8 protein-coding genes are annotated in these 11,527 nt (G+C 27.8%); 6 read left to right on the top strand and 2 right to left on the bottom strand.

The window, feature by feature from the left end:
- Nucleotides 1–118: 118 nt before the first annotated feature.
- From BFL38_RS05810 to BFL38_RS05790, 5 genes are all read left to right on the top strand, one after another.
- Complete coding sequence (locus tag BFL38_RS05810; RefSeq protein WP_069726174.1) at nucleotides 119–976, top strand: DMT family transporter; 858 nt, start codon at nucleotides 119–121, stop codon at nucleotides 974–976.
- 137 nt (nucleotides 977–1,113) lie between these two features.
- On the top strand, nucleotides 1,114–3,603 hold the full coding sequence (gene feoB, locus BFL38_RS05805; protein ID WP_069726173.1) for a ferrous iron transport protein B: 2,490 nt from the start codon (nucleotides 1,114–1,116) through the stop codon (nucleotides 3,601–3,603).
- 181 nt (nucleotides 3,604–3,784) lie between these two features.
- The gene (locus BFL38_RS05800) at nucleotides 3,785–5,305 is read left to right on the top strand and encodes a hypothetical protein (RefSeq protein WP_069726172.1); all 1,521 of its coding nucleotides are present in this window, start codon (nucleotides 3,785–3,787) and stop codon (nucleotides 5,303–5,305) included.
- A 148-nt stretch (nucleotides 5,306–5,453) separates the two neighbouring features.
- Nucleotides 5,454–6,155, top strand: a complete 702-nt coding sequence (locus tag BFL38_RS05795; protein WP_069726171.1) for a JAB domain-containing protein — start codon at nucleotides 5,454–5,456, stop codon at nucleotides 6,153–6,155.
- 2 nt (nucleotides 6,156–6,157) lie between these two features.
- Nucleotides 6,158–6,580 (top strand): helix-turn-helix domain-containing protein, encoded by a 423-nt coding sequence (locus tag BFL38_RS05790; RefSeq protein WP_069726170.1) that lies wholly within the window; start codon nucleotides 6,158–6,160, stop codon nucleotides 6,578–6,580.
- 74 nt (nucleotides 6,581–6,654) lie between these two features.
- Here BFL38_RS05790 and BFL38_RS05785 read toward each other — a convergent pair whose 3' ends face one another.
- Together BFL38_RS05785 and BFL38_RS05780 are read right to left on the bottom strand one after the other, a co-directional pair.
- Nucleotides 6,655–8,580 carry a lysozyme inhibitor LprI family protein gene (locus BFL38_RS05785; RefSeq protein WP_069726169.1) on the bottom strand — a complete coding sequence of 642 codons (1,926 nt, stop codon included), beginning with the start codon at nucleotides 8,578–8,580 and terminating at the stop codon, nucleotides 6,655–6,657.
- A gap of 119 nt (nucleotides 8,581–8,699) precedes the next feature.
- Nucleotides 8,700–10,388 carry an ankyrin repeat domain-containing protein gene (locus BFL38_RS05780; protein ID WP_069726168.1) on the bottom strand — a complete coding sequence of 563 codons (1,689 nt, stop codon included), beginning with the start codon at nucleotides 10,386–10,388 and terminating at the stop codon, nucleotides 8,700–8,702.
- Between the two features lie 411 nt (nucleotides 10,389–10,799).
- On the opposite strand from BFL38_RS05780, the gene BFL38_RS05775 reads away from it, so the two are divergent.
- A complete protein-coding gene (locus BFL38_RS05775) occupies nucleotides 10,800–11,507 on the top strand; it encodes an acyl-[acyl-carrier-protein] thioesterase (RefSeq protein WP_069726167.1) in 708 nt (235 codons plus the stop codon).
- Nucleotides 11,508–11,527 lie beyond the last annotated feature (20 nt).

The following is an 11,527-nucleotide window of genomic DNA, read 5'->3' as shown; positions in this document are numbered from 1 at the left end:
ATTACTAATCATAATTAGTTTTAGGGTTAATATATGCATTAATAATTTCTTTTATTTCATAAATTTTAAACTATATTCAAATATTTTATTCTAAATTTTTTAATTACAGAGGATTTCAATGTTAAATGTTTTACTAGTTATAATAGGTTCTATTGCTTATGGATTTTTGCCAATTTTTGTAAAAAATATTATAGCGTATAATTATTCTTCACTTTCAATAGTTTTTTATAGATATTTTCTTACAGCAATTTTTTTATTTATAATTATTGTAGTTTCAAAGAAGAGTTTTAAAATAACAAAAAGACAGTTTATAGAATTATTAATATTTAGCATTACAGGTCTTGGACTTACATTTTTCTTTTTATCCAAATCATTATTATATATATCTGCAGGTTTAAGTAATATGATACATTTCGGATATCCTGTTATAGTTTTGCTTGTAATGATATTTATGTTTAAAGAAAATGCTAACATATTAAAGATTCTTTCTATAGTATTTGCCGTTGTAGGAATAGTAATGCTTACTCAGGTTGTAGAAGTGGAATCATTTTTGGGAGTAATATATGCATTAATAACTACTGTAACTTATGGGTCTTACATAGTAGCTAATAAGAGATGCGGTTTTTCTGAAGTTGATACTATAGTTTCGCTTTTTTATATGTCATTATTTGTGTCTGTATCTTTTTTTATAGCCGGAATGATTACAGGTTCTTTGCATGTACTCAATAATTTATATGTCTTTGTAAATTTTGCTGTAATATCTTTAGTATGTACAATATTTTCTCTTGGTCTTTTACTTTATGGGGTTAAAAAATTAGGCTCTTCTCTTGCATCGATACTTAATATGTTTGAACCGACTACTACTGTTATTGCCTCTATTTTTATATATAAAGAAGAACTTACAGTTAATATTATCATAGGATCTGTTTTAATAATACTTTCTACTATAAGTATGGTGATAGGAAGTAAAAAATAATTAATAATTTTCTATTTTTTTGTGTAATAAAATAACAAAAATATATTTTCTCTATTGACAATTTTATTTTAAATGTTAGAATATACAAACAATTTGTAAGCGTATATTAATTTTCTATTTTTGAAAAAGGAGAAAATATGAAATTAACAGAATTAGATATTGAAGAAGGTTTTGTTGTTGATAAAGTAGCCACTGACGGTGAGATTAGACAAAGAATTATAGAAATGGGATTTACTCCTGGAGCAAAGGGCTGGGTTGTTAGAAAAGCACCTTTAGGAGATCCTATACAGGTTCATATTATGGACTATGAAATTTCTCTTAGAAAATCTGAAGCTAATGGGATAGAAGTTGCTAAATCAAATGTTGAGATAAAAAAAGAAAGAGTATTAAAGCCTATAGAACATAAAGAAGTTAAAGACGGGTATGATGCTTTAATAGAAAGTAAAAGTGATATAGAGAAGAAAATAAAAGTTCCTTCTAATAATACTAAATTTAAAATAGCTTTAGCCGGAAACCCAAATTCCGGAAAAACAACTATATTTAATGCTTTAACCGGTGCTAATTATAAAGTTGCAAATTATCCTGGGGTAACGGTAGAAAAAAGACAGGCTAATATGCTTTATAATGGCTATACTTATGATTTAATTGATTTACCGGGTGTTTATAGTTTAAGTGCTTATTCTCAAGATGAGGTAGTTGCCTGTGATGTGCTTCTTAATGAAAAACCTGATTTCATAATAAATGTTATAGATTCTACAAATTTAGAAAGGAATCTTTATCTTACATTGCAGCTTGTAGAGTTAGGTATTCCTATAGTATGCGTTCTCAATATGTATGAGCATGCTGAAAAAAATGGTATTCAGATAGATGAAAAGAATTTGAGTGAGCTTTTCAAATTTCCTGTGATGAAAGTTCATGGAAATAAATATGAAAGCGTTGTTAGAATATTAGAGAAAATAGAGGAGATGCATACTTCTGGAAATAAGCTGCATAGAGACTCTGCTATAAGATATGGGGAAGAAGTAGAAAACTCTATTAAAAATATTGTAGATACTATGCATGGTGATATAAGCGAGATTCATAAGAGATGGCTTGCGATTAAAACTTTAGAAAAAGATGAAAGAGCTATTCATTCTATAAGAAGAGAATGCAATAACGGCGGCGAAGTAATAGAAGTTTTAAATAAGGAAATAATTAAATTAGAAACTTCTATGAATGCCAAAACAGATTCTATAATGGCTGATAAGAGATATTCATATATAAGAGGAGCTTTGCAGGAGGCGGTTCATAAGGATAATATACAGGCATTCAATTTTACAGAGGCTGCCGATGTAATATTTTTAAATAAATGGCTTGGACTTCCAATATTCTTAGTTGTATTATGGCTGATATTTAAAGTAACATTTACGGTAGGAGCTTATCCTCAAGGCTGGCTTGAGGCTGGAATAGGGGCATTATCTGGTTTTGTAGGCAGTTTGCTTCCTGAAGGCAGTTTAATACAATCTGTTGTTGTTGATGGTATTATAGGCGGAGTAGGTGCGGTATTATCTTTCCTTCCATTAGTATTGATATTATTCACAGGGATTTCATTCTTAGAGGACTGCGGTTATATGGCTAGGGCAGCTTTCCTAATGGATAAAATAATGCATAAATTAGGTTTGCATGGTCAGTCATTTATACCCCTATTTTTAGGTTTCGGATGTACAATTCCCGCAGTTATGGCGGCTAGAACATTAAGAAGTAAAAAAGATAGGGTAGTAACCATATTAATTACTACATTTATGAGCTGCGGTGCAAGACTTCCTGTTTATATATTATTTATTGGTGCTTTCTTTGCTCCTAAAATGGCTGCTTCTGTGATGTTTAGTATATACATGATTGGCGTATTGATGGCTTTTATAATGGCATTCATATTTAGAAAAGCATTTTTCAAAGGAGAGGAAACTCCTTTCGTAATGGAACTTCCTCCATATAGAATACCAAGAGCTAAGGCTGTATTAAGACATATGTTTGACAGAGGCTGGATGTATATTAAAAAAGCTGGTACTTATGTATTTGCTGCTTCTGTTATAATATGGGCTTTAATGACATTCCCTCAGTACACTCCTACAGATGAAGATAATACAAGACTTATGAATAATGCTAGAGAATTGGCGGTAAGTCAGGGATTAGATGCTAGTGATGAAGAAGTTGTTGCTCTTGAATATAACAGATTAGTTGCTTCAGAAGGTTTAAGAAATAGTTATGCCGGCAAAATAGGTACATTTATAGAACCTGTATTAAAGCCTTTAGGTTTCGATTGGAGAATAGGTATCGGACTTGTTGCAGGCGGTGCTGCCAAAGAGGTATTAGTTTCTACTATAGCACAGATAAAATCTATAGAGGACGGAGATGAGGCTGTACTTACAGAATCATTACAGAATGACCCTGTATTTAATCCTGTAGTGGCATATACATTACTTCTTTTTGTACTTCTTTATTTCCCTTGTTTTGCTGCAATTGGAGTTATAGGGGCAGAGATTGGTAATAAATGGATTCCTTTCTTAGTAATTTACACTTTGTCTGTTGCTTGGATAGTGAGCTTTGCTTTCTATCAGATTGCAGGAAGAATAGCTGGTATTATATAGTTTGATAATAAGATAGTTTTTTAATATAGTGTTTAGTCCAAGACTTTGTTTAATCAAGGTCTTGGACGTTTTTTTATGTTAAATAATAATAATAGTAGAATAATCAATAAAAATATTGTTTACTTAATTTATTTTACTAGTATAATTATTAATAAGAAAAAATTATTTATGAGATTTATTTATGAAAAAGACTTTATTTGTTATCTTATCAATTATTTTTATTTTAATATTATTTAATACATGCAATAGCCATTTTAGTCCTATATATTATTATCAGCAAATGTCAAGAAATAATGCTGCTTCTACCAATACGGCAGAGCCTGATATTGGCGGAGAAAGTATTTTAAGTGCCGATGAGGATCCATTTGTTTATGATGCTGTATCAAAGCCTTGGAATACTCCTAACTATAGAGGCTTTACTTTAGATCTTGACAATGATTATGTTATAGCTGCTTCTTTCGGATTAAAGAATGAGCCTACATATATGCTTATAAAAGATGATACTTGGAAGATAAATGATCCTTTGAGAAATGAATATTATTATAACGGAACTAATACTAAAGCAGCAGGGTTTAATGTTAGTAAAGTAAAATACTATATGTACAAGAATATGAATCCTACATTTAGTTCTTCAAGTGCATACAATAAAAGCGATAGATTAGAAAGATTTTGGTTTTATAGATTTACAGGAAGTGCAGGACTTGATACTGATAATTATTTAATAGCAATAGACAGTTATTCAAAGTTAGTATTTGCTTTTGCCATACCTGTGAGGTGGAAAACTATTGTAGGAATACCTGCTCCTATGGAATGGGGAGCTGTTGAATTAGGGTGGGAGGCTAGTGCTGATAGTTCTACTTTAAATAGTCAGGTTAAATTTGCTGTTGATGGATTTACTTATTTTTATGAATATGATCCCGTTGGAATAGTTCATTCTGACGGAACTATAGAGATATATCCTTGGTGTACTTCAGCTATAGCAAATGATAATAGTTATGCTCCTATTGTGGAAGGCGGTAAAATAGATTTATCAAGAAATATTGCTGCTTATGGAACACCCGGACGATCTCCTTATATGCCTATAAAAGTTATTGAGAAAAATAAAATAGCTTTGCAGGTTCAGAATTTAGAAATAGAAAATATCAGTGCTAAAAGTTTTAATGACAGAACTATTGGAAGCGATGAATATTTAAATTATGCAGGTTTTAGTTATGATATGAGAATAGCTAATATTATCAGTGATACAGAAACTGTAAATACTATAGTCTCAAAAGATAAGCCTAGTTTATTTTTTGATTCTTTATTAAAAGTAAATATTGGAGAAACTAAAAGCATTCTTTCTTCTATTTATACTCTAGATATACAGTACGAAGATAAAGATAAAAATAGTATTAGTATATCTTTAGATTCTAAAATTTCTATGTATGATAAGAAAGGTATATCTATTGGAACTGAAGCTATCTTAATAGATTATGATTCTCCAAGTATTAATTTTACTTATGATAGTACTCAAGATGCTTTTATTTTTAAGGATATAACCGGAGCAAATAATACAAAAATTGTAGAATATACTCAAGGGTTTACTTTGAAAAAAGGTGAAACTAAAGTTTTTTATGCTGTAATAGAAGATACGGGTATTGGTGAGAATAATGGTGCTGAAGCGAGCGGAAGAATAAAATTAATATATACATTATCCTATTGAATTGTATAAATTTTTTATAATAATGATAATTTTTTTAAAAAAGTTATAAAAGTTAAATATATACTGTTTATTTTCTTTAATAAATGGCTTATTTTTTAAAAAGAATTTGTTTAATAGGGCTATACTATAATTTATTAAGGAAATGTGTATGTATAATGATTTTTATAATGATAATACAAAATTTAGTAATGCCCTAGAAAATACTAATGCAGATATTATCAATGAAAAGCAAATATTAGCTTCTATTATATCGAATGGGATATCTTTGGAAAGGGCAAATACCATAGTAGAAAAACTTTATTATAATTTCTACAATCTGCATAATATTGTCAATGCTTCAGAAGAAGAATTGTCAAGGGTTAAGGGGCTTAATTCAAATAAGATTAATTTGATAAAAAGTATTCCTTCTATTTTGGAATATTATTTACTTAGCAGTTTAAAAATTGCTTCTCCCCATATAAAGAAAAAAGATTTAATTAATTATCTAATTATAAAATTAGGAAAATTAAAATTTGAAACTTTTTCTATTATTTGTTTAGATGTGAATAAAAGGTTCATATCTATGGAGCATATATTCAGAGGAACAATAGATTCAGCTACTATATATCCCAGAGATTTAGTAGAAAAGTCATTATCATTAGGTGCTAGTTATGTCATAATATCTCATAATCATCCATCAGGTATATCCAAACCGTCAAAAGAGGATATTGAAATTACAAAGGTTTTATATCAGGCGTTTTTAATGGTAGAAATAAAAATGATAGATCATATTATAGTTGCCGGTAATTCTTTTTATAGTTTTAGGGAAGATGGTATGTTTGACAAATACAAACATAATGCGGAGGTTTGAATATGCTTACAACTAATTTAAAGAAACCTTTTTATAATAATATACTTAGTGATAATAAAGAAGATAATAATAATAATAACAAAGAGATATTGAGAGAAGATGATGAGCTTGTATCTTCTGTTGGAAAGAATATAAGAGCTATAAGAAAATCGCAGACTAAGACTATATCGGAAATAGCAGAAATGTCAGGAATATCGGCTAAATATCTTCAAAGTGTTGAGGTAGGTAAGAGAAATATATCAATAACAAATTTAAATAAAATAGCAAGAGCTTTAAATGTGCCTATAGCTATACTATTTAGTTATGATCATATAGAAAAAACTAAGAAACTTTTATATATAGCAAATAAGCTGAAAAATTATTCGGCTTTGCAGCTATCTAATATAGATACTATAATAAAGGATTTGAAAAATATCATAGATTAAATTTTTTATATATTTAAATTAATCCCTTATATTATTAATATAATTAAATATTAAAATATAAGGGATTGACTTATTTATTGTAAATTTAAAATCTTAAGCATTTCAGCTTCTATTGATTTAATATCGCCTTTTGCTTCCTGAATAGTTTTTATCTCTGCCCTTCTCTGTTCCAATAACTCTTCCTGACCTTGTTTATCCAAAGTAGCTTTTTTAGCGAAATATGCATCACTTATAAGTTTGTCAGCCATTCTCAAAGTTCTGTCGGACACTATTGCTTTATCCGATGCATTTTCTGCTTTAGACATGTCAAAGCTGGCATCAGTTTTTAAAGCTCCTTCAGGTACTCCGTCAAGTATACTGCCTTTCCATTCCAATTTTGGCTGATAAGTATAAGTAATATAATCAAAATAATCTGAATTCTTTATTTCATTATTATCAATGAATATATCCAAAGCCTCAGTAGAAGCTTCATTTAACAAAAACATTTTATTTTTACCGTCTTCAGTATATATTTTTTGACTTTTATTTAAATCCTGAAAATCTTGATTATTAATAAGCTGTCCTATTTCTGAATCAAAATCTATTTCCAAATTCTCTTTCAAAAGTAAAGTAAAATTCACTGTACCGCCTCTTCCTCCGCCATAATCATAATCCCCTGAAAGCATTAATTCTTCTTTGCCGTCATTATTGATGTCGCATAAAAAGAAAGATGGATATACACGCCAACCCATTGTTTCATCTATATACTCCAAATATTTTTCTTCATCAAATTTACCGAAACTTATAAATTTAGAGCCTTTAGTATAATCTTTCAAATCATTTGTAGAAATTGAATTAATTTCAGCAGATTCTACTTTGTCTATATCTCCAAGTCTGAAATTGTAAGTTTTTATCTCCTCAAATGAAGCATATATATGATCATTCATAAACTCAGGATTATAATAATGCATATTTGCTTGTGATTCAATTAAAAATGTATTCTTCTTAAACTCAAGAAAGCTAAGCCCATTCCATCCATCATAATACTCCATAAAATCAATTCCGTAATAATTTCTAAAATACTCCGCATCATCAAAATATAATTTATCATTGCTGAGTCTATTTGTAACATAAGTTTTTAAATATTTATTTATTATATTTGTATTGACTATTTCTGGTACTACCATTACTGAAGCTACATGAGCTGTACCTTCCAATTCAATTGAACTTAAAGAATAATTATTTTCATTAAATAAATCTATATATCCAGTATTTTTTGTAATATATCTAGCGAAACCATTGTTATAAGCATCAGCAACTAATTTTTCTGCCCTTAAAGAATCAGAGGCTTCTATTATATAATCAACTAATTTCATTTTACCACTGTAAGCGTCATCATCATCATACTTTGATATCATCATAGCAATATTACTTCCGCCTGCTTTTTTCCATTCTGTTAAATACTTTTTTTCTTCTTCAAAATAATAAAGCGAATCGCAAGCAAAATGAGATAAGAACAAAGCTAAATAAACATCAGAATCTTTTTTATTTAATTTTAATAATTCTTCTCTTGCTTTTTTTAATGCTAAATTCTGTTCTACATACAAATATTCATCAGCATAATAATCTGTCAAATCTTCATTATATCTATCCCAACTTGAGAATGTTTCACTAAATGGATCATAATTAACATTTGATATAAACTCTATAGAATATTTTTTTCTTTCATCATCATTTGCAAATTTTCTATTAAGAAAATCAAAATTTCTTTTTGCATATTCATTATTTTCTCTTGTATTTTTAAGTTCTTCATCAAATTTAGCTTTATCTACTCTAACACCTTTATAAACATATTTCATATCAAAGAATTCTCTTTTAGTTTCTGTTTTTTGATTATCAGATGAAGCAGTTTTTTGTTCATTAGTATTTTGTGATGTTTGATTTGCTTCTTTATTACCGCCGCAGGAAATGATAGCAATCATAAAAATAAATGCTGCAATTATAGAAATAAGTTTTTTCATATTAAACCGTCCATAAGTATTTTTATGTATCATAAATTAAAATTATTGAAATTGCAATCAAAAAATATTTTTAACAAAAAAAGTGCATACATATAAGGCATACACTTTTTTATTATTTATTAATAACTAAGATAATGTTCTAAATCGCTTGGATTAGTCATGTGATGAAGCGCTGATGTATCATCTCTAGCTGAAGCAATATCAATGGCTGTTTTTCCTTCTTTGTTTTTAATATTATAATCAGCCCCCATATTTACAAGAACTCCAACAATACCATAATTATAACTTGCAGCTGCAATCATTAATGGAGTATTTCCTTCTTTATTCTTTTTATTTATATCAGCACCATTTTTTATCATATAATAACAAAGATCCGCTCCGCCGCCGTACTTGTTGGCATTTACTAAATATGTTAAAGGAGTATCTCCTGTTGCTGAACATATAGCATTTAAATCAGGCTTTAAATCAATAATATTTTTAGCTAAACCCACATTATAATAATCTATTGCTTTCATTAAAGGAGTATATCCGTATCCATCTTCTAAATTTATATCAGCACCTTTCTCTACTAAAAATTTCACCATTTCTTTATCATTTCTAGCAGCAGCTAAATTAAGAGGTGTAATCTTATCATATTGTTTATTTAAATCAGTATCATCTTTTATAAGTTTTTCTAATGCTTTCATATCGCCTTTAGATATAGCATTCATTAATTCATCATATCCGTCTATATTATTTGAATCTTCGCTTGATAATAATTTTTCCATTTCATAATATTTTTGCTTCTTTGCTAATTCTATAGCTTGTTCTTTAGTTGTATTAGTATTAAGATTAAAAACATCATTATCTATTAATAATTTAGCTATATCATAATTACCATAATCTATTGCATTATATATATAATCATCACTTGAGTTTAAATTGGCACCTTCATCAATTAAAAGTTTAGCTATTTCTATATTACCATTTTGAGCTGCTACTTTCATAGGAGAATTAATCCAACCTCCATCTGCAAATATTTGAGCATTTACATCTTGTCCTATAGATATTAAATATTTAACCATTTCTATATTATTTTCTTCTATGGCATCAGGAATTAAGCTTGATTCCAAATCAATATCTCCGCTTTGTAGAAGTATTTTAAGCATATCAAGATTATTATTGTTTATTGCAGCATCTGTTAAATAATAAGGATATTCATAACCATAATTTCTGCCTGCATCAAGTCCTTCATCAATTAAGATTTTACTCATTTCAACATTATTATTTTCAACAGCATAATAAAGCATATCAAGACCGTCTTCTGTTTCCATATCGTTTGCTCTGGCATTAACATCAGCACCTTCTTTTATAAGCTCTTTTGCCAAATCATTGTATCCGAATTGTACTGCCAAAAACAAAGGAGTAGAATCTTTATCTACTTTATATATATATTTATCACCAAAATTTGTCATTTCAGTGATTTTTCCTTCTAATCCTTCCTCTGCTAATAATTTTGATATTTCATATATTGGTGCTTTATATTTATATTCATTAAGTATTTCATCTATTTTACTATATCCTGTAGCTATAGGATCTAACTCTGTACCTTGAATATATTCATTAGTATGTTTAGTTTTATTAATATCAATATCTGTATTATGATTTTCATTTGTAGTTGTTGGATTGATATATACTTGTTCATTTGTTTGAGTTTGATTAGTTTGAGTATTTTCTGTTTGTTCAGTATTACCGCTGTTATCGTTGCCACATGAAATTATAGCAGTAATTAAAATAAATGCTGCAATTATAGAAATAAAATTTTTCATATTGTACTCCATGTATTTATTGTAGTTTTCGTATTATAAATTAAAATTATTAAAATTCCAATATATTAATAAAAAAGGGCATACATATCAAAAATATGATAAACTTAAAAAACTATTCGCTCAAATAATGTGTTGTACGGTATATAAAAATAATTGTAATTTATTAATAATAAAATTATATTTTGTAAAACTTTTGTATTGAATATGTTATTTAGATAATAAAACAATGTACTTATTTCAAATAACAAAACCATTATTGACAACATATAAAACAGTATAATTATAAAATTAAATAATTTTTATAATTAATTTTGTCAAGTAGTTTTGAAATAAGTACATTTATAATTACTTTGACAATTATATTTTTAGTATTATAATAATTAAAGAAATTATAATAAAAGGTTATTTTATATGTACGAAATGAAAACTATTGTAGGTACAAGCCAAATTGATAAAGATGGACTTCTTAAAGCTTCATCTATATTTGATATGATGCAGGATTGTTCTTTTTTTCAATTAGATTCTGATATAGAACTTACTGAATATTTTAATGAAAATAATATAAGCATGTTTTTAGTATCAAGACAAGTTGATATATATAAACTTCCTAAATACAGTGATAAGGTAACCATACGAACCTATGTATATGAATGCAATGAGGCTTATGGGTATAGGAATACTTTTATATATGATGAAAATGATAATGAACTTGCGGTTTGCTATGCTATTGGCGGATTTGTAGATTTATCAAGCGGAGCTTTAATTAGAGTACCTTCTTCATTTATAGAAAATTATAAATTTGATGAAAAACAAGAAATGAATTATCTTCCTAGGAAAATAAAGGCTGATAATTCTTTATTAGAAGAAGTTGATAGATTTAAAGTTAAAAAATATTGTATAGATGATAATAATCATGTTAATAATGCCAGATATATTGATATGGCAATAGACTATGTTGATGATTATTATAAAAGAATAAGAATAGAATATAGAGTACCTGCTGCATTGGGGAATATTATAGTTGTAAAGAAGGCTGTAATTGATGATAAGATTTTATTAAAGTTTGATAGTGAAGATAATAAAACTTACGCTATATTGGAGTTTTCTTATAGATTATAATTTATTTTGGTTTATAATAC

The sequence above is a fragment of the Brachyspira hampsonii genome, from assembly GCF_001746205.1.
GTDB lineage: Bacteria > Spirochaetota > Brachyspiria > Brachyspirales > Brachyspiraceae > Brachyspira > Brachyspira hampsonii_B.
Note: the sequence above shows the minus strand (reverse complement) of the source record. Positions and strands in the feature narration are given on the sequence as shown.

Coding starts and splice junctions, on each gene's coding strand:
- BFL38_RS05785 (WP_069726169.1), bottom strand. CDS start 8,580: ATGAAAAAACTTATTTCTATAATTGCAGCATTTATTTTTATGATTGCT.
- BFL38_RS05795 (WP_069726171.1), top strand. CDS start 5,454: ATGTATAATGATTTTTATAATGATAATACAAAATTTAGTAATGCCCTA.
- BFL38_RS05810 (WP_069726174.1), top strand. CDS start 119: ATGTTAAATGTTTTACTAGTTATAATAGGTTCTATTGCTTATGGATTT.
- feoB (WP_069726173.1), top strand. CDS start 1,114: ATGAAATTAACAGAATTAGATATTGAAGAAGGTTTTGTTGTTGATAAA.
- BFL38_RS05780 (WP_069726168.1), bottom strand. CDS start 10,388: ATGAAAAATTTTATTTCTATAATTGCAGCATTTATTTTAATTACTGCT.
- BFL38_RS05775 (WP_069726167.1), top strand. CDS start 10,800: ATGTACGAAATGAAAACTATTGTAGGTACAAGCCAAATTGATAAAGAT.
- BFL38_RS05790 (WP_069726170.1), top strand. CDS start 6,158: ATGCTTACAACTAATTTAAAGAAACCTTTTTATAATAATATACTTAGT.
- BFL38_RS05800 (WP_069726172.1), top strand. CDS start 3,785: ATGAAAAAGACTTTATTTGTTATCTTATCAATTATTTTTATTTTAATA.